21 protein-coding genes are annotated in these 23,158 nt (G+C 36.2%); 12 read left to right on the plus strand and 9 right to left on the minus strand.

What is annotated here, in order from left to right; translation table 11 throughout:
* Positions 1–30: 30 nt before the first annotated feature.
* From ACOSVQ_RS04970 to ACOSVQ_RS04985, 4 genes are all read left to right on the plus strand, one after another.
* Positions 31–660, plus strand: a complete 630-nt coding sequence (locus ACOSVQ_RS04970; protein WP_491981466.1) for a hypothetical protein — start codon at positions 31–33, stop codon at positions 658–660.
* Positions 657–1,148, plus strand: a complete 492-nt coding sequence (locus tag ACOSVQ_RS04975; RefSeq protein WP_491981467.1) for a hypothetical protein — start codon at positions 657–659, stop codon at positions 1,146–1,148. The genes ACOSVQ_RS04970 and ACOSVQ_RS04975 overlap by 4 nt, the downstream gene beginning before the upstream one ends.
* A 333-nt stretch (positions 1,149–1,481) precedes the next feature.
* Positions 1,482–2,747, plus strand: a complete 1,266-nt coding sequence (locus ACOSVQ_RS04980) for an SMODS domain-containing nucleotidyltransferase (protein WP_491981468.1) — start codon at positions 1,482–1,484, stop codon at positions 2,745–2,747.
* A 12-nt stretch (positions 2,748–2,759) separates the two neighbouring features.
* The gene (locus tag ACOSVQ_RS04985; protein ID WP_491981469.1) at positions 2,760–3,491 is read left to right on the plus strand and encodes an SLATT domain-containing protein; all 732 of its coding nucleotides are present in this window, start codon (positions 2,760–2,762) and stop codon (positions 3,489–3,491) included.
* Between the two features lie 296 nt (positions 3,492–3,787).
* Here ACOSVQ_RS04985 and ACOSVQ_RS04990 read toward each other — a convergent pair whose 3' ends face one another.
* The 6 genes from ACOSVQ_RS04990 to ACOSVQ_RS05015 form a co-directional block, all read right to left on the minus strand.
* On the minus strand, positions 3,788–4,552 hold the full coding sequence (locus ACOSVQ_RS04990; RefSeq protein ID WP_491981470.1) for a hypothetical protein: 765 nt from the start codon (positions 4,550–4,552) through the stop codon (positions 3,788–3,790).
* 152 nt (positions 4,553–4,704) lie between these two features.
* On the minus strand, positions 4,705–5,778 hold the full coding sequence (locus ACOSVQ_RS04995) for a hypothetical protein (protein ID WP_491981471.1): 1,074 nt from the start codon (positions 5,776–5,778) through the stop codon (positions 4,705–4,707).
* Positions 5,779–6,180: 402 nt separating this feature from the next.
* Complete coding sequence (locus ACOSVQ_RS05000) at positions 6,181–8,094, minus strand: UvrD-helicase domain-containing protein (RefSeq protein ID WP_491981472.1); 1,914 nt, start codon at positions 8,092–8,094, stop codon at positions 6,181–6,183.
* Complete coding sequence (locus ACOSVQ_RS05005; RefSeq protein WP_491981473.1) at positions 8,076–10,226, minus strand: ATP-dependent nuclease; 2,151 nt, start codon at positions 10,224–10,226, stop codon at positions 8,076–8,078. Before ACOSVQ_RS05005 ends, ACOSVQ_RS05000 begins: the two co-directional genes overlap by 19 nt.
* Before the next feature lie 493 nt (positions 10,227–10,719).
* Positions 10,720–10,854 (minus strand): hypothetical protein, encoded by a 135-nt coding sequence (locus ACOSVQ_RS05010; protein WP_491981474.1) that lies wholly within the window; start codon positions 10,852–10,854, stop codon positions 10,720–10,722.
* 9 nt (positions 10,855–10,863) lie between these two features.
* On the minus strand, positions 10,864–11,343 hold the full coding sequence (locus ACOSVQ_RS05015; RefSeq protein ID WP_491981475.1) for a hypothetical protein: 480 nt from the start codon (positions 11,341–11,343) through the stop codon (positions 10,864–10,866).
* Positions 11,344–11,709: 366 nt separating this feature from the next.
* Between ACOSVQ_RS05015 and ACOSVQ_RS05020 the strand changes: the two genes are divergently transcribed.
* The 3 genes from ACOSVQ_RS05020 (at position 11,710) to ACOSVQ_RS05030 (ending at position 13,715) form a co-directional block, all read left to right on the plus strand.
* Positions 11,710–12,042: a DMT family transporter gene (locus ACOSVQ_RS05020; RefSeq protein WP_491981476.1), complete on the plus strand. Its 333-nt coding sequence runs from the start codon at positions 11,710–11,712 to the stop codon at positions 12,040–12,042.
* 277 nt (positions 12,043–12,319) lie between these two features.
* A complete protein-coding gene (locus tag ACOSVQ_RS05025; protein ID WP_491981477.1) occupies positions 12,320–13,288 on the plus strand; it encodes a hypothetical protein in 969 nt (322 codons plus the stop codon).
* A gap of 298 nt (positions 13,289–13,586) precedes the next feature.
* Positions 13,587–13,715: a hypothetical protein gene (locus ACOSVQ_RS05030; protein WP_491981478.1), complete on the plus strand. Its 129-nt coding sequence runs from the start codon at positions 13,587–13,589 to the stop codon at positions 13,713–13,715.
* A 56-nt stretch (positions 13,716–13,771) separates the two neighbouring features.
* On the opposite strand, the gene ACOSVQ_RS05035 is transcribed toward ACOSVQ_RS05030, so the two are convergent.
* Positions 13,772–14,539, minus strand: coding sequence for a DUF1883 domain-containing protein (locus ACOSVQ_RS05035; protein WP_491981479.1), 768 nt, complete (start codon positions 14,537–14,539; stop codon positions 13,772–13,774).
* Between the two features lie 271 nt (positions 14,540–14,810).
* Between ACOSVQ_RS05035 and ACOSVQ_RS05040 the strand changes: the two genes are divergently transcribed.
* Positions 14,811–15,221 (plus strand): H-NS family histone-like protein, encoded by a 411-nt coding sequence (locus tag ACOSVQ_RS05040; protein WP_491981480.1) that lies wholly within the window; start codon positions 14,811–14,813, stop codon positions 15,219–15,221.
* Positions 15,222–15,314: 93 nt separating this feature from the next.
* Here the strand turns inward: ACOSVQ_RS05040 and ACOSVQ_RS05045 are convergent, their stop codons facing one another.
* Entirely contained in the window at positions 15,315–16,706 is a 1,392-nt protein-coding gene (locus ACOSVQ_RS05045; protein ID WP_491981675.1) for a PTS transporter subunit EIIC, read from the minus strand.
* A 288-nt stretch (positions 16,707–16,994) separates the two neighbouring features.
* Between ACOSVQ_RS05045 and ACOSVQ_RS05050 the strand changes: the two genes are divergently transcribed.
* Positions 16,995–18,194: an enolase C-terminal domain-like protein gene (locus tag ACOSVQ_RS05050; protein WP_491981481.1), complete on the plus strand. Its 1,200-nt coding sequence runs from the start codon at positions 16,995–16,997 to the stop codon at positions 18,192–18,194.
* A 16-nt stretch (positions 18,195–18,210) separates the two neighbouring features.
* On the opposite strand, the gene ACOSVQ_RS05055 is transcribed toward ACOSVQ_RS05050, so the two are convergent.
* Positions 18,211–18,924: a GntR family transcriptional regulator gene (locus tag ACOSVQ_RS05055; RefSeq protein WP_491981482.1), complete on the minus strand. Its 714-nt coding sequence runs from the start codon at positions 18,922–18,924 to the stop codon at positions 18,211–18,213.
* Positions 18,925–19,596: 672 nt separating this feature from the next.
* Here ACOSVQ_RS05055 and ACOSVQ_RS05060 point away from each other — a divergent pair.
* The 3 genes from ACOSVQ_RS05060 to ACOSVQ_RS05070 are packed head-to-tail and all read left to right on the plus strand — an operon-like array spanning position 19,597 to position 23,137.
* Positions 19,597–20,709 carry a hypothetical protein gene (locus ACOSVQ_RS05060; protein WP_491981483.1) on the plus strand — a complete coding sequence of 371 codons (1,113 nt, stop codon included), beginning with the start codon at positions 19,597–19,599 and terminating at the stop codon, positions 20,707–20,709.
* Positions 20,709–21,188, plus strand: a complete 480-nt coding sequence (locus ACOSVQ_RS05065) for a three component ABC system middle component (protein ID WP_491981484.1) — start codon at positions 20,709–20,711, stop codon at positions 21,186–21,188. The genes ACOSVQ_RS05060 and ACOSVQ_RS05065 overlap by 1 nt, the downstream gene beginning before the upstream one ends.
* Positions 21,185–23,137 (plus strand): DUF3732 domain-containing protein, encoded by a 1,953-nt coding sequence (locus ACOSVQ_RS05070; protein WP_491981485.1) that lies wholly within the window; start codon positions 21,185–21,187, stop codon positions 23,135–23,137. The genes ACOSVQ_RS05065 and ACOSVQ_RS05070 overlap by 4 nt, the downstream gene beginning before the upstream one ends.
* Positions 23,138–23,158: the final 21 nt, after the last annotated feature.

Genomic DNA, 23,158 nt, shown 5'->3' on the forward strand with positions numbered 1-23,158 from the left:
TCAACTAGATTGAAATGCATTTCGTTTAATATGACTACTACAAAAAAGTTAACTCTTTCACACAAGCATGCTCCTCGTTTGCAGCATTTATTGAGCAATAGAGAAATTCGTGGCTGGGAACGTGATAGCGACGTTTATATAAATGATGGGGTGTTCTGCGTCGATATCTCCATTGAAGCCTATGTAACGATTTATACGAGCATAACTGGGGTGCTATTCCCTTGGTCAAGTGAAGAGCCTCATAAGGCATCTCCTGCGAATCTAAAGAACGATTTATCACACATAAACTTCTTACCAAATGCGGTACAAAATCTAGTTGAGTTACTGGAAAGTACGAACGGAAAGTTGAAAGTACATTCTCTATGGCGTTACTCATTCTATGGTGAAAAAAATAAGCTATCTGAATTATTCCTTCGCAATGGATTTAAAGAGAATCATCTTCATCCGGAGTTCTTTGTGGGGTTTAAAGGCAAAGATGGTAGTAAGGTTTATGATTTAGAGTTTTCTATTAGTGACAGTTCATCTGCGAACATTGTCATAGATACCCAACCAATGCGTCTTAGCGATAACTTCAAGTTGCATCTCGTAGATCCGGCTGTTGGTTTTAGTTCTAGAGATGTATCTGAGCTGAGAAAGTTGATGGAGTCATATTCATCTTGAATAAAAGTCAAGAAAGCGATTTTAGGCATATAACACCTGAAAATTTTGTGAAGTTTGCGTGGGACATGGACTTTAGAATTTCTATTGCTGATTCTGAAGTCCTACACCCTGATTTCATTGAAAAAACCACTTTGCTAGCTGAGCAAAACAATATAGATGTTTATTATTTAGACTTTTCAAAATACGACACTGCGTCATCAGCTTTGTCTGCACAAGAGAATTCGGAGTTCCTTGCAGTCATCGAAAACGGAAGCAAGAAATCGCTGTTGTGGTTCATTAATTGCGAATCACTCGCTCCCCTATATATCGATGTGACTTATTCTCTTCGGACAATATTGACAGCGCGACAAACAAACAATATTCAATCAGTATTCATAGCAAATAAAATAGCTCTCCTAGATATGTTTGCGAATCGTAAAGCACCATTCTATCAAAGTCATTTCATGTTGACCGGATATAGTAGTAGCTGTTCAAAGACTACAATTTGATTGTCATTCGTTGTCTGACAACCTTTTTACATCTGAATATAACTGGTACAAACTATGAGCGGACATATCTAAAATAGGTTTGGACAAAAATCATTTAGAGTCGATAGTTTAGATATCACACACTCCATTAGTTTATGTATATTAACCTATGCAATCACTGCACTTAAAAGTGAATAATCATAAAAATATAAGGGGCATTACGCCTTACCTTTGACTTAGTTAAGCCGTATACCAGCCATCAACCAATACTTCGGCTTACTCTAACATACAGGTTGTTTTGTTCACTTATTACCCCCATCTATTACATGGACTTAAATACAGGGAGAGTGACATATGACGGTAAGGCGGGATTTCAGTGTGTTTTTGGATAACTTGAAGATCAAGAACAAAGACACAATTTCAAGTCGCTACGGAAGCATTACCAAGAACCTAAATGAAAAATTTCGAAACTTAGAAAACGACAAGAAAAACTACAGTCTCCAAGCTGGCTCATATGGTCGCTATTCTGGAATCAATGGCATTTCTGACCTTGATATGCTCTACATACTTCCTCCTAGCGCTTGGACTACCTATCGCAAAGACCCATCGAAGGTTCTCGACCATGCAAAAGACGCCATAAAGAAAACGTATAACACAAGTAAAGTGAAAAAAGACCGCAACGTAGTAGTGGTTGAGATGCAAGACTTTACCTTTGAAGTAGTACCCGTATTCGAATGGCAGGGAGTATTCAAATACCCTGACACATATAGTGGTGGTTCATGGCGGAAATGTGATACTCGTGCTGAGCTAAGAGCATTTAAAGAACTGAACGACAATCGCAAAGACAACCTGCGTAAACTTGCGAAAATGATTCGTGCGTGGAAGGCTAGAAACGATATTCAGATGAGTGGCTTTCTAATCGACACCCTTTGCTACAACTTCTTCAAAGATAACACTAAATACGACAAGAGTAGCTTCGGCAGCTTTGACAAGATGGTAAAAGACTTTTTTCAATACCTTACCAAAGAGCCAAATAAAGCGTTCTACTATGCGTTTGGCAGCAACTCCAAAGTCAGTGTGAAGAAAGCATTCCAAGCTGATGCACAGAAAGCACTGGATAACGTAATTGAAGCGATTGAAGCAAGAGAAAATGGTTATGAGGACAAGTGTAACCAACGGTACAAGGCTATTTTTGGTACGAAGTTCCCTAATCGTGAAGCGAAACAACTTTCAGCAGTGAATGAGGAGTTCATTGAGGAGCTATTCGATATGGATATCACAAACCAAATTGTCATTGATTGTCACGTAAAAAGCGACCTGATAACTGAAATGTTGTCATCGCTAACCTTTGGCGGGGAGCGAATACAGCATCAACGGAAACTGCACTTCTTTGTGAAACAAACCGATATTGTTGGAGACTACGAAGTCAAGTGGAAGGTTCGCAACCGTGGGTATATCGCAGATAGGGACAAGAGCCATCGTGGTCAAATCATAGACGATGATGGCAGCAAAACTCGTGATGAGACGGCAACTTTCTATGGTGATCATACAGTTGAGTGCTACGCTATGCGCAATAACACGGTGATAGCGCGACATGAAATTACAGTCCCAATTGAATAGGAACGAGCGTTTATGACGAAGCAAACAATAAAGAAGCAAGTGGCTAGAGAGTATTACAATGTACTCTACAGCGCCAAGCTTCATTTTGCGTCATTAGATATCTGCGAAAAGTTACCGACGATTATTAGCGCTATTTCGCTGTCCTTTGGTGTACTTGGTTTGGCATTTGCTGAGTTCAACAGCAAAGCTTTGGCTGCTCTGTTACTCATTATAGGTATCCTCGGAATCATTCTTAAACCTAGAGAGCTTCTAAAGGAACAATATGAGGCTACAGGAGTTAGCCTGACTGATATCAGCAAGAAACTAGAGCACATTTACTGTGAAGTTAACGAACAAGACGCAGCCTCGGTTACTAAAGCGAGAGCTGACCTTAGCCAAATACAAGCAGAACATCGATCTGTTAAAACTATATCTCCTGTGATGATGTCTTCATGGTATGCTCACTACAAGGTATTTTCTGAGCATAATAGTGACTGGATGAGCGCAGAACTTGGTCTAGGCTGGCGTGACAAATTTCCGCTTGGCTTGCGTCTTGTAGTTATTGGTAGCCTAGTAGCTGCTTTGCTCTGGGTAAATCCACTTTGCATCACAAGCAAGACTTGGGAATGGGTTAATAAGCCTTGTGTGGAATGCTGGCAAGAACAACCTGCATCGGAATCACCACCAGTTCAAGCCAGCAAAGCCAAAGCCAAACCCGAACCAGAATCCGATGCTGACACGACAGATGGCGGAACGACTAACTAACAAGGTAAAGGGTAAAACGCTTTAGTTAGTTTGCTCTAACGAGCTTTTGTCCCGAAGCTACTCATTCCACGGATAAACAGTTAGACAGAGCGCATGATTTATCATGCGTTACACTACTAGTACTTGGAGTGCTACAAACCACTTTCGAAAGGCTTCACCATCTCCGTAACTCATAACGGGGCAGATCTGAGCTAGCCAAATCAGCTAGCTCGAAGATGGACAGAAACAATTTAGGTCTGATGCTCTAAAGCGTTTCTGTCAGATTAGGAAAAGTATGTTTATCCCTTGACCGTTTGTTATGTGCCTTTTCCCGCATACTGTTCATTTACGATGCCCTTAGCGGACTCTACTGCTTCTCCAATATTATCAAATGATTGTTTATAGAAATAGAAAAAGGCAATACTAAACGCGGCTAACTCGATGAAAATATAGTTATTTGTTGAGTGAAAGAAATGAAAATCTTTGTTTTTGGTATGGACTACACAAAGAGAGTTAAGCCTGTCCGCCTTAGATTTAACGCTTAAAACGTTTAAAGCCGAGCGAAGGTTTGAGAAAACCTTCGCAGGACTAGTTACCATTGGTCCTTGGAACATAGCAATTGGCATTTTACCTATATACGGAATGTAATCAGCACCTTTTACTTTGTTTAAATTTCTCCGAAGATCAAGAACCTGAAACTTATACTCTAAAGTCTCTAACCACAATATGACTAGCTCTAAAGTTTCCTGAGAAAACTCTTGATGACGAACATCTATTCTTTCAAACTCATGTTTTAAATGCCGCTCCAGTAAGCCAAGGAGATTTGAATTACAATCTTTGCATGCTGGCAGCGTGGTTTTATTGTAAGTTTGCGAAATGCCGTTAGTAGTTGTTTGAAACGTACGCTTTGTACAGCGATTATAAACCCACTGGGGTATAACGTGCTCTTTGGTCAATTGCTCGTGAGAACCACAAATAATGCAGATTTCTGCTGAATGATTTGCAATGATTGCGTCAATGACTTTCTTCTTATTTGCTCTAATTTTCTTTCGAAGATTAACTAACTTCACCTGAATGCTCATTCTAGAAGTCCCTCTGACTTATACGGGCACATAACGTCAAGCACAGCAGCACTTTTCTTGCTGCATCAGAAAATTGATAACTTTAAACCATAAGCGCCAAACTCATTAGTGTCTGTTGGTGCATATTGTTATATTTTTTCACTGCAACCAAGTTATCTTTTAAGTTCACCGCCTCTAAATTCGATTAAACGATGTAACTCATCATTTGTTGGTAAGTATTTTGCCACGTCATTAATATATAAAACCGAGGAATAAAATTCATATTTATAAAATGGATTAAGACCTATTATATTACCATTTATAGTATGAGCTTTATCTTTTGTTTTTAACGCATCATTGAACATATCTATTGCTTTATCAATATTCCATTGATTAACAAAAAGAAACAGTGAACAAAATGCTTGAATGCATGAAATGTCTCTCTGTGAATTAAGCGATAATCGAAAAGTATCCAATATAGTGTTACCAAGCATATTTGATAACATATACTCGTGAGATAATTTTCTGACATCAAAAACTTTGCGCTCTCCTTTTTTAAAGAAGGACAAAATATCTTTATCTTTGATTTTAAAATCTGGTTGCTGTAATATTTTATTTAAAGTTTCTTCATCCTCAGCTACAATTTGGTCTAAAATCAACTTATTTTTTACTGATGTTGAATCAATCTTTGGTGATAGAGCAGCATCAATATCAAGATCTTTTCTACACTTATAAACTTTATATGGAAATAATTTTTCAGAAATAGATTCAACATTAACGATATGCTCTTTTTTTAGATTAAAATGCCATTGTCTAAAATCTATCATATCCTTAACACCAATACTCTCGTTTGTTAAAGCACTAGATATTATATTTCCTATTAACTTTGTAATATGTGATTTTGATTTTTGATTAAAAAACGATTCATACATTGACGTAATATCTTTGAATGGCTTTACTGTTTTTAAATCACAATATTCATGATGGGATTCATTACCATGTTCATCGACAAATCTAAAATGAGGTTGACGAATAGCGTAGTTTCTATCATTTCTAGATCCCGAAACAATTATAGCGTTAGCAACACCACAAGATGGACATATAACATCATTCTTTACAATATCTCTCTCTTTATTCGTAACTGAATTTAGTTCAGGATCAATTTTCAAATTATGACCAAGTAGAGAAAAATACTGGACTGCATCAACTTCACAATTTAATTTTTTGCTAAATGCGGTTAACGCCATGACTCCCTCCGAATATAACAGTGTATTTTCAGCAAACATTGTGTTTATAAAATTATCAGAACTCTAGAATCTATATCATTAAGGCACTGTTTTATATTAATTAATTCTTCTAATGCTTACAAATTACAGAACATGTCTGTATAGTCGCATTCTTTCAACTAGGTTCATAATCTGACATTAGGTAAAGTAGGTCAAGAAATGACATGAGAAAGCAGTCAGGAATCAAGTGCCGAATGACTTTGAGGCACTTCTATGTTACGAAGTGCCAACTGACAGAAATGAGCGGAGTCTTTGTACTGGCTCAGAGGAGTATACGAAAATCATGAGTGGGTAGGTGCAATACTTGCTCTATGTATTCGATAGTGCCCACATTCAAATTCTACAGAGGTCATAGCCAATGCTCTACGACTCTCGCTGATCATCCAAGTTCACAACATTATCTTCACCAAACCACTCGAGAGCAGTTTCAACTACTTTCTGGGTAGGGCTTGGGAAAAATACAGCTAGCTTTTCTTTTGCACGGGTACAGCATACGTAAAATATTTTTTCAGATCTCTGTTTAACACTATCGGTTCCACTTCGTTCAAACAAATACTTAAAATTATATTGATTCCAATTGCCATTATCTAACATAACCAATACGTTAGAGAACTCTGAACCTTTTGTTTTATGTTGAGTAGAAAATGGGAGCAAACCCTCAAGGTAGTCAAAAACGTTACGAAACTCTTGATACTTAACATCGCAAACTTGCTTGTACACGTAATACCTATCTGTAACAAACCTTTCCACCTTATCATCTTTAATGACTAACCCCAATTTATGAGCAAGCTCGATAACTTTACCAATTGAAATATCTTCATCAATCTGGAAAGCTTGAATAGCCTTATTTAGCTTTACTTTATCATTCACTGATAATATTGAGTAATCTGTAGCCTTAATGAACTGGTTAAAATTTTTGGATTCGTAAAGGCGAATACAGTTTTCAATCTTAAACAAATGCTTGATGAGGTCATCTCTATTAGAATTTGGCTTATTATCATCACCTACATGGTTTTTTTTGTCATCAAGCAACTGATCTTTATCTACATACAACTTGCTAATTTGGTCATATGGAAGGGCTTTGGCAAGCTCAAAATACTTGGGGTTGTCATCAATATAAGTTTTTTGAGTTGCAGTAGGGGGCGGATTCCCAATATGCTCTAATACTTGAGCTAATGTTTTTCCTGTCGAATCGTACTCTGGTTCATTTTCTACTAAAGGCTTCCTTACTTTATTTCGTATATACTCGAGGATTTTATCTTTATCATAAATACGCATCAGTTCAGGAAAGTTGGCTTTATCTGCTATTAAGCTATGAGTTAGATTTAACTCTTTTACTGACGTGGCACAGTTAAAGTCCCAACCTAGATGTTGCCGTACAGGTTCTAAACTATTGTTAGTAGAATACAAGAACTTAATTTCACCTTGTTTTACCTCTCCATTCTTATCCATATTAGGTGCAGATTGGTCATCAGAAGGCTGTTGTTCAAGCCCATCGGTTCTGATTAGGTTTGCCAAATTGATTACTTGTAAAGGGTTTCGACGATTTTGCTTTTTGAATACTTCATTTACCCTCGGTGGCTCTGACTTGGTATACATATCAAGATTACCGACACTTCCATTATATATTGACTGCATGGCATCACCAAAGAAACCAACTACATTAGGCTTATTTGACGTTTCCATATATTCAAGAAGAATTTTAACTACCATTGGATTTGTATCCTGATATTCATCAACAAAAATAAATGGATACTTGTCCTTTACAATTGAGCATAGTCTTTCATATTTCTCAAACATCTTGGTAGCAAGAACAATTATTTCATCATGTGATATTATTCCATTCGATATTTTTACATATTCTTTATACTGTATAAGATCGCAATCATCAAAAAAACTTTCATCAACCATCTTATTGCCTGAACTATTAATTGCATTTTCTTCTGGGTCATTAATTAGTTCAATTAATGTCTTCTTGATCTCGATTTGAAAGTTTTTAATGTTGTGCCATAGAAAGTCATGAATAGTTGAAACATAAAGATTATCGTGTGATACTCTATCTTCAATTTCAGAAACAGCAGCATTAGTATAAGTGATACAGGCAATATTAACTGAAGGATAATCGTTAATTACAGCTCTCAAAATTTCTACTAATGAGTATGTTTTTCCACTTCCAGCACCACCACTGAGTAAGAAGTGTTTTTTATCCTTAATTAATTTAAAGACATCCTTCGCTTCTTTTGAGAGTTTATCTAACTCTAACCCTGTTGTAGCCATAATAGACCTTCCTTGATATACAATGGTACATTCCAGTTTGAAAACTCAATTTCTATTGAACCAACTTGTGATTCGGCGTTCTCAGAACTTGCGACTTTACTATTTAGCAAAATTTCAATAGCTAGAGATGGCTTGCTATTAACGGCTTTTTCAGAAAATTCAAAAACATCTATGTCACCAGATTGATATTTATCATAATACTTCTTAGTCAATGATGGGAATGCATTATGTCCAATGTTTAGGAGTTCTTTATTAATATGAAAAAATGCGTCCTCAAAACTTCTAGCAAGGTAACCATTTTCTTCGACTTGATATATAACTTTAACCAGTCCTTCTGGATTTTGTTTCCACACTTTATTCGCAGGGCATTTGCTTACGCTCTTGTCGCAAAATTTCAAAGCCTTATAGAAATCTAACTCCTTTGTCCCAAAGAAAAAATCTAATGAGGCATTCGAAGTTTGAGATGCTCCTATTTCGTTGGGGCGACATTTCACTCTTTTTGTTTTAGTTGGATCATCATCTTTAGGAACTTCTTTGTTACTATCGATATCGGTAATAATCAGCGATTTAAGTCCAATAAAATCTATGAACTTTTCAAATGTTTGAGAGTGAGCACCAACCTCGACCATTGAAATGTTTTGAGACAACAGTGGCTGTTTATCGCTATCACTTCTTTCATGAGATTGGTCAATTTTTTTCATCATTGCAGGCAAAATAACCCTTTCAGTATCACCTTCTATAAAAATCGCTTTATCTGCAAAAAACAGCTCAGCTCGGTTTAGGGTTAGATATTGCTTCAAAAAACGATATGACTGTTTAAGCTCTGCATCTTTTTCAGAGTCTGCTTCAGAAGAGTACTCTAGTTCTAAATCTTTCAGGTTTTTAGCCTGAACTTGATGAGATTGAGGCGTTTTCTTTAAATACTTGATATCGTCAAAATTACTTTCTGACACTATGTGAGAAGAGTGAGTAGTAATAATTGATTGTAGATGTATTTCTTTACCATCTTCTCTCAGGCGATTTTCTTTCAACAGTTTTTTAATATTTTTAATGAATACATACTGCATCTGTGGGTGGGTATGTGCTTCAGGTTCTTCAATAAAGAGTAAGTTAATCGAGGCTGGTTGTTCTTTAAGTGATTTCCTTAACCTACTCATCAGCATTTCAATTTCGAAAATCATACTGATTAAGTTCATGTATCCTAGACCGTTGTAATGTTCGGGAAGATCATGATTTTGGTGCTGATACATGACCGTGGTGTTACCTTCTAATAACTCACGATGCTGTAATGTCGATGCAACTTTTATGGTGGTATCTGTTGGGCTAATACCACCAAACTTGTTAACTTTTTCAATGACACCTTTAAACATATTTTGATAGATACCACTCAGCTTGGTATCCGTTTTACGCAATTCTTTTTTAAACTCGTTTGATGCTTCTATTTGCTCATCAGATTCATCGACTTGCTTATACAAGCTTGATGTTTGATTCGATAGAGTTTTGTCATTTTGCTTATTAGTTACGCTTCTTTTCGCATTGATGAACTGAATGGATAAAATATCTTTTAGATTAATTCTTTCTTTATTTAAATCAATAAACTGGGTTTCATCGCCTATCAGCAAACTTTTCTTCACAACTATGCCAAAGTAATCAGAGAGGTTTTCTTTCAAAAACAAACGAGGACTATTTTCAAACTTTTCCGCCTCTTTCGTGTAAACAGACTTCAGCTCAACTATCTTATCAAATGCTATTTTATATTCGAAGGAAAGGAGCACATTATCATCAGTAGGATCTAAACTCATTATCAAAGAGCTAATTCTGGATAGATCGTCCGATTCGCTGTATTTAATAAACAGTTTTAGTTGAATACCTAAAGGTGTAAATTCCTCTTCATTTCCTATAGCTTGTTCACCAAGCAACACAGCCTCAATAAATGACATTAAATCGACATTGAAGTCCTCATAGGTAATCGCATTTTTGTCAGATTGTACGGCAAGTTTATCTAAGCAAGCTAATACTGAAGTCTTACCCGTATTATTTTTCCCTATAACTAAAGACAATTCGTCTTCCAAGTCTAAGGCAAAATTTTTTAGTAATCTGAAATTTGAAATTTCAATTCGTGCTACTTTCATGCGTTATCTCGTTTTATTATATTTTGGGTGATTTTTGAGCACTATTAAATAATGCCTTACCTACTCAACCAGAACCGCACCCTACGTTAAAATAAGCATATTATTGCATTATTAGTCATTAAGCAGTGATATAGATCCCTGTACTGTTATCAATGAAATTTTTAATTGCTTATGTATGGAAAACTATGGTTCTCAGAAACTAAGTTAGCCAATACTTTAACTAAGAAAGAAGCAAAAACGCGTCAGCTAAAGGTGTCCACATCTACCCGAAAGCACCACATGGATTTTGGATTTGCGCTGAGAGATAAAAATGGAACGTATGATGAATGGACACAAACAACAATGTGCTAGTTTGATAGGGTGTAGTTACGATAAATAGCCTTAACGAGTCAGTGTTTAAACTGGCTCGTTTATGGACAAAAGCTTCTTAGTTAGTAGCACCCGTTCAGATAATCAAAAGTATCTTGAAACCTTAAACGTTTGTATGAGTATATTACCCACGTTCCTTTGGTTGGTCTTCTCGACTCTTTTTAACCCAATCGATTCCTATACCACCACCATCATTTCCTTGCTTAGGCTGTGGGGTATGTGGAGTTTGGTCATTTGGTCGCTTGTTTTCAGATGTCATTAGTTTTCCTTACAATTGAGAAATTAATATGAAGTATGCAGTGACGATAGTCATTACTGCACTGAACTGAATATACCGATAAGCTGAGTCAACCAACTCAATTTTTTGAGTCATTACCGATCTATGGACTTCTATTAGGTTCGCATAAATCTTCAATATATCTTTGATTACTTGTTCATTTTCTTGACACAGATAATCACATGCACGTTCTTCTAGTTTTAATGTTGGCATATTAGTAATTCGGATTGATGCAAATAATTTAAACCATGAGCCGACTAAGCCAAATACAATCAGAAATAAAAGAAACACAACCCAACATTGCATTGCGGTAACGGGGGGAAAGAATTTACCAAAACCCCAGCCAACCAAACTAGCAAAGATACCTAGTACCGCAGATACCAAACCTAAAAACTTATTAGCTTTTGAATCTAGTGCATCAAAGCGTTTTAGTTCGTGATCTAAACTAGACTTGGCATAATCATATGCCACTTCTTTTACGATAGTGATAACGCCTCCTTAATACACTCATAACGCTTTCTATACGGCTTTTAGCCGCTTTGCATACTCCTAGCATGCAGTCTTTCCAATTATAGTTCAATTGATAATCAATAGGTTAATGAGAGGTAATGGATATTAGATTGCAAAATGAATCATAATTTCAAAAAAGCTTACTGCGACACACCCTCGGATTACTACTGGTAAGGGAAACTTTCATCCAAATGAAGTTAATTAATTTCTGTGATAACAAACAAAGGGGCAATTATTGCGCAGATAATAAGTGTTTTTACAAGACTGATAATTAATCAATAGACTCAGTATACTGACCCTTCATCCAATCAGACTAGGAGTATATTGGTGAAAAACTGGCTATTCTTAACCATTGCAATACTTGGTGAGGTGATTGCGACCACAACATTAAAGTCTACAGATGGTTTCTCAAAGTTAATTCCTTCATTCATAGTTTGCTTAGGCTATGGCATTTCTTTCTATTTTCTAGCTTTATCCCTTAAATCGATACCAGTCGGCATAGCATATGCCGTATGGTCTGGCTTGGGCGTAGCTTTTGTTACTGCAATCGCTTGGCTTGCCTATGGGCAAAAAATGGATACATGGGGATTTGTTGGGATTGGATTAATCGTATGTGGTGTTGCTGTACTGAATCTACTATCCAAAACTAGCGCTCATTGATTGAGCGCGAGCGCTATAAGATCAAGTAAGGCGAAATCATATTCGACAATAAATCTTAGCGTCGTTACTAGCAAAGAATCTGGGTGTTTTCGATTTAGCAAGTGAAATGCAATCTGTTGAAATATGCTGTATGGTCTATTATGTTATTTAGAACTATCCGGCTTAAGCCACCGAGAGCCTTGCCATGCTCAACGGCATTTCCACCAACAATGCAGTATTCATCATTAATGGAATATTGTGAGGCAAGCATAGTGTTCCAATAAAATGGTGAATATCTATGATCATTCCTAAAGTAATAGTTTTTCAATCCGAGTTAAATTCTTTCAAGGAATTAGCTGAACAATACTGTATCTGGATTTGTTCTCGGCACCATGAACAAAAAATGCCATCAAGCTTTAAGCGCAATGATGCATTGGCGAGAGCGTTTGGTTACAAATCCCATAGCGATTTAGTTAATGTTTCCAAGGGGTATTCATGCTCAAGAGAAGAAAAACCAACCTATAGCGGTTGGTTAGGCTTAGCATCCATAGGTAGTAAAGCAGTATTGAGTCATGAGCTTGCCAGTTGTTTCAAAGGACTGACTGCTGAGAAAATACGGATGTGTTTAAGTGAACAACCACTAGTTCAATCTAATTTTGAAATTATTGATGGGACTCCTATTGTTCAATGTCCTCCTTTACCAGATAAATCCCATTCGTTGCGTGACTCTAATGAGATTGAAGAATGGTGGGACGTGCCTTTTATAGAAGAAACTAGAACCAATGAAGGTCAAATATTCTATAGTATTTATGTACTTGATGGGGGCGCATGGGATAGACCGACTGGCAAGGCTTGGGGAATGCCGACCGTAGAAGACGCTGTAAAAAAAGCAAGAGAGATGAAAGTAAGCAATCCGAATTTTCGTGATTATAATACTGTCTTTCCAGACCACACTGTTTATTTATTGAAAGAACCTAGCAGCTCCATTGATTCAATTATAAAAGATGTTGTCTACGCTGTGCCGATTGAAATGCGAAGTGAGCTATTTGATAGAATCAAGTTGTATGTAAAAGATTACCAAGAGGCTGAATTTAAAAAACTAATAAGCCGATTTGACAGACTTCGAATAAACATTAGTAACGGTTCAGAAGAAAATTTTAGAGTTATGAACGCTTTTAGCTCTATTCATTGGGATATTAAGGAACGTAGTGTATTGCTCACTGTATCGCATCTAGCATTATATAACTGGCACAATTTGTATAATTGATCAAGTTTGAGCCAATAGGTTAAACATAGCTCAGTGAAACTATGCCGAGTTTCTATTGAATAAAGGCGCTTTGCTAGCGTAGCAACACAATACAGATGTTCACTCTATGTAGACTTTTCAAAACATGACACAGCACCATCAGCTTTCTTTGCAAAGGCGAACTCCGAATTCCTTGCAACCATCGAATATGGAAGTAAAAAATCGCTATTAATTCTTTAATACTATATTGAATATAAGAATGCTGTTCCATATATTTACAAATGAGGGATGTCCTCTAATACATATAAGGATAGCTATTATGGCACTTAAACCAGGTCCAAAACCAATTGCTAAGTCAACAGGGAAGCCAGATCAACGTAGACGTGACAATAAAAACACCCCAGGAAATACTCCAGGGCTAAAGCCGAGTAAATCGTCTCAAAAGTAAAGTGCATCAACATTGTAAAAGCTACCTATGCGGTAGCTTCTTTAAACTAATCTCGCCTACGATCTAGATTTGATCAGTTCGGCTATCTCAGCCGCAATCTCATTCACAGTATGAGTTGCAGTGCTTCTTGCTACTTTGTCGGCTAACGAAGGGCTAAAATCGATTACTTGCTGCTTAGTGATATTATGCCAAATCGGTAGTAACACCTGTTCTCCAGAGACTGTCCGTGTAACAATGCCGTCTAATTCGTAGTTGGTCCATCCTTTTGCGATAAATGAAGGAGATAAAACGACTAGACCGACACGGCTATTCGCTAATCCTTTATCTATCTTCTGCCTTAGACTATCCCCAATTCGGAGCGTCATTTCATCAAACCAAACATTTAGACCTTCGTTTATTAAAGCATTTGCGAGAGGTCTAACGAAATCATCTTTGTCTTCAGATGCATGTGAAATGAATACATCGTGTGTCTCTCCTCCGGTTTCTGTGGGTGGAGGGATATTATCACGTAGCAAGCTTGGTACTTCTGCAAGCGGACGGTCTTGGATTGTTGGTAGAGCACCAGGTAAAACGCGCACGGAAGCATTCGTGCTTCCTCTTAAACCCTGCATATCGATAGCTACGTACCAATGACCTGAACTAGGGACGGGTATATGCGCAGGAGACTTTTTTGCTAATCCCCCGTAAAACCTATGCTTACGTCCATTCCTATAATTATTAAAATTGGAACTATCCATAAGGCGCACATTGGCACCACTAGTTAGTGTCACTTCAACAATTTCGCCTCTCTGAAGGTTTCCGAGGTCGTATTTTAAAAAATTCAATGTTGACTCCTTTCAACGAAATAAGGAATTTTATCGTTTGATGTTCATTAAACATACAAAGTAGAATTTACTACACATATTGTGAGTGAAACGTGTAGGATATCGAATAGTCGGGTTTATGATTTCGAAATATATCCATGAACAGTACCGATATAATTATTCTCTGAATTAAGCATTCCGTTACCGTACCTTAAAGACGATTTAAAATCTTCGTATGTGCATATATGTCGAAAGTTCCAATTTGCACATATGTTATTAACCTGGGAATAGTATGAACGAACTAATAAAAACTTTATTAAACCTACGCAGCTTGAGAGCATATTCTCGTGAACTAACGTTAGAACAACTGAATGAAGCTCATGGTAAGTTACTTCTAGTTGTTGAAGAACGACGGGAAGAAGAGGCTAAGCTGAGAGAACAAGAACAAGCTAAAGAAGCCAAGCTAGCGGCTATTGCAAAACAGATTAAAGACCAAGGAATTGATATCAATGAAGTGATTTCAGCCCTTTCATCGACATCTAGCTACAGTAAGCAGAAGTCAAAGAGAGCGCCACGTCCAGCTAAATACAAATATACTGATGCGGCAGGTTCAGAACAATTTTGGACAGGTCAAGGACGTACTCCAAGCGTAATCCAAAATGCATTAGATCAAGGTAACTCTTTAGACGACTTTTTGATCTAATTCTGTTCTAACTGAATGAAGCTGTGGTTCAGCAGGATGTAAAAAGCTCATCACGAATGTGATGAGCTTTATTAATGGCTAGTTCTATCTATATTATTCTGCTTTTACGACGATAGATGTCAGTATGAAGGACAGTACAAAAACTCCTACGATACCCAAAATAGCTTGAATGAAGTTTTGTAATCCGCCTGCTAGGTAAGCTGGTACGCTGAATATAGAAGACAATATGTATGTTGTTAGATGAGTGTCAATGGTTGCTGAGATTGCACCGAAGACTCCAGCCGCAATACTCGCAGCTAGTAGAGCTTTAGTATATTTGGTAAGTACACCAAATAAAGCTGGTTCGGTTATGCCCAAAATAGCGGTAATCCCAGAGCTGATTGTGATAGATGACTGCTCTTTTGACGAATGTTTACGTTGTTTGTACCATACCGCCACTGTTGCGCCAGCAATAGCCATGTTACCTAAACACATGATTGGCATTAGCAAATCTTTACCATACAACGCAAAGTTATTCAGGCTGATTGGTGTCATGCTGTGGTGAATACCAAATACGATTGTTATTGGTCGAGTCAAACCAAACACAAATCCCGTCAAAGTCGGCGATATTTCAAGAAGAGTACTTACTATCCATCCAGCGCCGTTACTTACCCACATACCAGCAGGTGCAACGAATGACAGAACAACGGTAGATGTCACAGCAAAAGCCAACAGAGGGGTAATGACAGGTTTAGCTGAGCTAGGAACTAATCTATCGACTAGAGGTGTTATCTTCGATAATACCCACACAGCTAGAATCGCTGGGACAATTGCACCACCATAGCCCATGAGTTCAATTGGCACTATACCGAATACATTGAGTTCTGGACTAGAACCCGCTGCTTTCAACATTGCTGCTTTGTCTATCAGTTTTGGTGCGAGCATTGCAGAAGCTACAGCCAAAGCAAGGTATTCATTTACTTTGAATACTTTGGCTGACGAAAACGAAACCAACATAGGTAAAAAGAAAAATACTGCTACTGAAATGGATCTAAAAAAGAATACAGTATCTGAACTTTCAGAGATGACATTGGTTGCAATCAATCCCGAAAGCAAACCCATCAACATACCTGCGCCAGCAATAGCAGGAACTACCGGTCCAAAGATCCCAGCCACCACACGCATTGCGTTCTGAAACAGTTTACGGTTTTCAATTTCGGAAACTTCATCAGCTTGGCTAATGCCAGAAAGTTCGTTGTACCACTTCTCAACGTCCACACCAATAACTACCTGTGTCTGACCTTGGCTAAGAACGACGCCTTTGACGCCCTTTATCTTTTCTAGTTCACACTTGTTAGCTAACTCATCTTTTACCAACTTAAAGCGTAGTCTAGTCATACAGTGAGTGATGTTTACAATGTTTTCTTGTCCACCTAGAGCTTTTATAAGTAATTGTAAATGCTCACTCATTTCACTTTGATTATGTATTGATTTAGTCGGTGCCATCGTATTGTTGTTTTCAGTTAATTCCATGACTGTACCTACAAGATGTTTGGTTATTTGTTGGTGTAATCATACCTATGGGTGTTATAAAAATAAGAGTTAAAAAAGTGAGTGTAATCACACAAACCATTTGGATTTTAAAAAAATGCACTTATTTTAGCGATTGGTTTGTTTTTTTTAGAAAAATAAGGCTCAAAACGAACCAGTTGTTTTTTAGTTAAATTTAGCTCTTGAAATGTTATGTTTTTCAGCGTTATATAAAAATAGATTGAACTTGATTGAGCTTTTAATATGACCAAAAACATTATATCTAATATTGAGTGCATAATAACTAAACCCGATAGGCATAATCTGATTACAGTTATAGTTGAAACTGAATCAGGCATTAAAGGCTTTGGATGTGCAACATTCCAACAACGTCCATTGGCTGTAAAGACGATGGTGGATGAATATTTAAAGCCTTTAATTGTTGGTAGAAATGCAGATAATATTGAAGATCTGTGGCAAATGATGATGGTTAACGCATATTGGAGGAATGGTCCAGTAATTAATAATGCAATATCCGGTATCGATATGGCGCTGTGGGATATTAAAGCAAAGTTAGCTGGCATGCCACTTCATCAACTATTTGGTGGTAAGTCACGTGACGCTATAGCAACATATACGCACGCTACAAGCGAAACTATGGATGGTTTATATGAACAAATAGAGACCTATTTACACGAGGGATATAAACATATTCGCTGTCAATTGGGTTTTTATGGTGGTGTACCAGAGAATATTCATGTAACAGAGAATCCAACACCTGGTTCATATTATGACCAAGACCAATATATTGATAATACACTTAAAATGTTTAAGTTATTACGAGAAAAATATGGGAATAAGTTTCATATTCTCCATGATGTTCATGAAAGACTGTTTCCTAATCAAGCGATAAGATTTTCTAAAGAAGTAGAGAAATATTCTCCATATTTTATTGAAGATATTTTGCCTATAAATCAAACGGAATGGTTGGATAATATTAGAAATCAGTCGTCTGTCTCTTTAGCTTTAGGAGAGTTGTTTAATAATCCTGAAGAATGGAAATCATTAATTATAAATCGTCGAGTTGATTTTATTCGCTGCCATGTATCTCAAATCGGTGGAATCACTCCCGCCTTAAAGCTCGGGCACTTCTGCGAAGCCTTTGGTGTTAGAATTGCTTGGCATTGTCCACCTGATATGACGCCTATTGGCGCGGCTGTAAATACCCATTTAAACGTACATCTTCATAACAGTGCTATTCAAGAGCATGTGCACTATGGCGAGAACACTCTTAGGGTTTTTCCTAATGCATCTGAACCGAAAAATGGCTATTTATATGCATCAGAAGAAATTGGTATCGGAGTGGAAATTAATATCGAGGCGGCAAAAGATTTTCCAGTCGAGTATAGACCGCATGAGTGGACTCAGAGTCGTTTACCAGACGGAAGTATTCATACTCCTTAATAAAAATGGTCGCTTATTAGCGACCATTTTTATCTCTGTATTGAAGGCTTTCTGAGTTAAATTGTGTGTGGTATGTACATTGATAATCGATGTCAATGATATCACTGACGACAAAGACCTCGCCTGAATCAAGAAAACCACGATTAGTAATGTTCATGGCAGCACTAGAACGTTTACATCCAAATAATTCGGAATCTTCTTTTGATAGGTTAATCGCTCTGTATGTGGTTAAGTAGCTATCAATATTCATTCCTAACGAAATCACATGTTTTTGCAATGAGTTTTCTATGATTTTTTCATCCATTTTAGGAAACATTTTAGTAGGAAGCTTCATGGTTTCTATTTGGATGACTTTATCATTTATTAACCTAAGTCTTTTTATATTCCAAATATATTCATCATCATTTATAGAAAAAACTTGCATCTCATGTGGTGTCGGTAGGGATTTATTGACCTTGATTTTTTTATATGAGATATCAAAGAATTTGTTTTCAGTGATAGAATTATATATCAATGATGAACCTATAATGGAAGTGTTAACAAAATAACCTGAACCTGCTTTTGATTTTACAACACCAATAGCTTCTAGTTTTGCAAGAGATTTTCGGACACTAAATCTGGAAATTTTGTATTTCTCTGATAGTTCACGCTCAGATAATAGTTTGTCAGTAATAACTCCCTGACAAATTTTACTTATGAGATCTTGAGTCAATTCATCGTTCTTTTTCAAGTGAGAATCCTTATTTTTATAATGGTTTTTATTCTAGCACTAGTATAAAAAACTTATATGATTGATGCAGCTAATTTGAATGAATTATGCGGGAACAATGTTTTTGTATCAGTTGTCAACGTTCAAGTGGTGAGTGTAAACGAACCACCGAGATGAAATTTCAATCAAATCACTGAAAACTCACATTTCACATACTGATTTGAATCATAAAATGCTTTTTTTGGCGCAAGAGTAGTACAAAAAATTTGTGACACATAGAAGTGTCACAAGATTCATTGGACGGAAGTTTCACATTAGTGATTTTGATGTGTTGTACGACGTACTGAATTACACAGGTATATGATGTTGAAGAAGCAGCAGGTGCTTTGAAAGTCATTCATGAACGCAACGCTTGCAAAATAGCTTCGCTAGTAGCTCTGACTTTGTTCTGATGAAGGTTATTCATCTGATCTAATACAAATTTTAAGAATACGATATGCGATATGCTGCTTGTGTTGAAGAGGTATTGCTTGCAATCATTCAATAATTGTACAAAATAAATACCATGCTAACTGTATGGTAAGTAAAGTTTTTTAGTTGCTACAGGTATAAATTTCACTTGATGCAGTATAAAACATGGGAATTTGAATTTTCTCTCAATTTAAACGATCTGGTATTAGGGCTGTGAATAGGATGTCTGAAGGTTTTTCTAACAATGCTACACCAAAGTATCTTGGCTATATTTATCAAGTATTGATTGCTATTGAGAAGTGTTTTGAAGCCAAATCTAACGAAACCATTTGGATTGAGTGTTATGGAGATGTGTATGATGGTAAAACGTTCACTGAAGTTAAACACCATTGCACCGAACATAACCTATCCAGCAATGCTCAAGACTTCTGGAAAACTCTCAAGAACTTAGTTGTTGAAGATTCGTCGTTATTTCAAAAAATTGTATTACATACAACTTCGTATATAGCTGAAAATTCAGCCTTCCACGGCTGGAATGATTTGAGCGCTAAACGTAAACTTGAAATAGTAAAGTCCCATGTACCTACATCCTCGACAAAGTCTTTCTATGACACCATCTTTCGTGAAGCTAGCGAAACTGAAATAGAGAATATACTTTCCCGATTCACAATAGAACATTCACAACTTAAAATAGAAGAAAAGTGGAAAAGCTTGCTGGAGATTCGAAACCTGAAATGCGTAGCTGAGCCTTATCGAGAAAGTATTTTAGACTGGGCTTACTCGTATGTTAATAAGCGTGCCATAGCCGATAATAGGCTATGGCGAGTTAATATTAACGACTTCGATGACGCTTTCCAGTTTCAAGTGAATCGATGGAGCGGCGATAAAATTCCCTTTCCGGTTGATAATAGCAAATATGACTTATCACCAACGACGGATTACTTATTCATTACAGAATATAAAGATATAGGTTTAAAAGCTCAGGATAGAGGTAATGCCGTTAATGATTATTTCAAAGCTAAGAATAGCGAGGAAATGCTCGTTGATTTGAAACCTGACGTCATGCCAGAAATATTAATAGATTACTCAAGAGATGTTGTTGAACAAGCTAAAGGTTATAAAAGCGAACGAGCTTATGATATCGTGTCTGATGATTTAGATACAACTAAATCTAGTGAGACATCCCGTAATGCATACTTGAAATTTCATAATAGTTCTGTACTTGAAGTTCCAGAAATCGCTAATACGAAAGCTTATTTCATGCGAGGTAAACTGCATGAGGCGATTAATGATAAATTATATACATGGAAATATGAACAGGAAGACTTAGATTAATGAACCCCCATGTTATTAGAAATATAAAATATTCTCCTGTATTTGTATCTGAAATTTTGCATTCATTTATTGATGGTTCAAAGAAAATTGACCCACGAGGAGCTAAGTTTGAGTTGATGTATTTGGTATTGCCTTTTGTTATGGATGATGCATTACGCCAAAAACTATTTTATTCCAAAATAACCAGTACATTTAAAACAGCTTTTTTGAACGATGAAAAATTGAAAGAGAAGCTATTTTTTATTGATACTAAAGTTAAATACTCAAAACATATAGCAAATGACGCTTTGATCTACCTTAGTTCGATAAAGGAATTGAGCATTGGTAAATATATAATGGTTCAGGATGCATTTATCCCAAATGATACGGATACTAATTATAAAAAAGAATTTTACAAAGCTTCCTATAATCTAGGTATAATTTTCGCTAAAGAGGGATATGTTAATGTCTTTCTTAAATCCAAGGTAAAAAATATATGAATGCTTACCTAAGAAATATAGTTCTCATTGGTAATGATGGTGAATCGAAAATTCTGAATTTTAAACAAGGTTTAAACATTATAACTGGCGATTCAAAAACAGGGAAAAGCGCATTAATAGAAATTGTTGATTTTTGCCTATTCTCGAAACGTTCTACAATTCCTGTAGGTAAAGTAACTGATTTTACAAAAATATTTTGTTGTGTATTTGAACATAATGAAAAAAAAATTATTATTGCGAGATCAAATAGGGAACCAACAAAATGTTATTTTTCTGTTGATTATGATAATGATTTTGACGTAAAAATAAGAATTAACGAATTATTTTTTAGTGGAATGAGACCTAGAACAAGACAAGAGGTCCAACAAGACTTTGAGGAACACTTAGGGCTTTCAGTTGAAGACACCAGTGAAGAGGATAGTTATGATTCTGATATCAATAAAGGGAAAGTATCTATTCGCAACGCTACCTCCTTATTTTTTCAGCATCAAAACTTGATTGCAAATAAGCATAGTTTGTTCTATCGTTTTGATAGTTTTATTAAGAGTCGGACAGTTATAAATCAATTCCCTATTTTTATGGGGTGGGTTGATAGTAGATACTATCGTTTAAAAAAGCGAATAGAAGTTCTTGATAAACAGATAAAAATTATAGAAAGAGAAGAAAAACAACACCAATTAGATGTCCAAAGTCAAAGGCACAAATTACTTATACCGATTAAGCAGTATTATCGTGCTATTAATGTTAAATTTTTAGAGGATGATGCTGCGCTTTCTAAATTGAAACAAATTGCGACAAATTTACCAGTTGTTCCGATTAATGCGGAACAAAATGTTGATTTCAATAAGCAGTTAAGGAACTTGGAAAATCGAAAAGATAAAGAACTTACTTCTTTGTATGAGTGTAATCAACTAATTAGTTTGATTGAATCAAATGAAGAAGAGTCAGCAGATTACGGGCGTTCAATGTCGCGTTTAGCTGAACTTGAGTCAGGCATTTCTATCGTAAATAAGGAAGTTTGTTGTCCTCTATGTAGTTCAACGGTTTCGTCTGTTAATTCGAAGCTTGAAGGTGTTAATAATTCAAGAAAGATGCTCTTAAAAGAACTATCAAAAGTAGAGAGTTACAAACAAGATAGTTCCGGTTCTCTAAATACATTGCTATTAAAGCGTGACAAACAGAAACAATCAATATCCATGATAGATGGAGAAATTCGACAACTTAAGAAACTATATAATGTAAAGAATGATTTAGGCTTAAGAGATGAATTGAATAATCTTCGTGGAAGAATAGAAAACACACTTGAATTTGTATTGGATAGTCAAAAGCCATATAAACCTTCGACTCATTTAAGTGAATTGAAAGAAGAGTTAGAACTTTGTAATAAGCAAATTAAAGGCTATGGATTAGAGCACAAATTTTCGGAAGCTAATGCAATCATTAACAAAACAATGAATGAGCTTAAAGAAAGTTTAGATTTTGAAGATGATTTAAGAAATGGTGAAATGAGATTCAAAGTAGAGGACTTTTCTTTTTCATATTTCATGAATAATCAGGAGATTTTATTGTCAGAAATGGGAAGTGGGGCAAACTGGTTGGCATGCCATTTAGCTGTGTTCTTATCTATTCTCAAACTAACTGCAAGCTCAAAATCAGTAATTCCAGCTATGTTATTTCTAGATCAACCAAGTCAAGTTTATTTTCCCAAAGTAACGCGAAGATTTTCATCTAGTAATAAGCAAGAGTTAATAAATGAAGAAGAAGTAGATGAAAATATAAAACAAGTTATCAATATATTTAAGGTTATCGAGCAATTCTTAAATGACCTTCAAGAAGATGAACATGTTGGATTTAGACCTCAAGTCATAGTCTTGGAACATGCAGACGAACCTGAATTTGAGCAATACATTCGTTACCGATGGTCTGCAAATGGTCAAAAACTAATTTAACATAGTAATAAAATTAAATTA

It is taken from the genome of Vibrio sp. HM8-C (genome assembly GCF_058630515.1).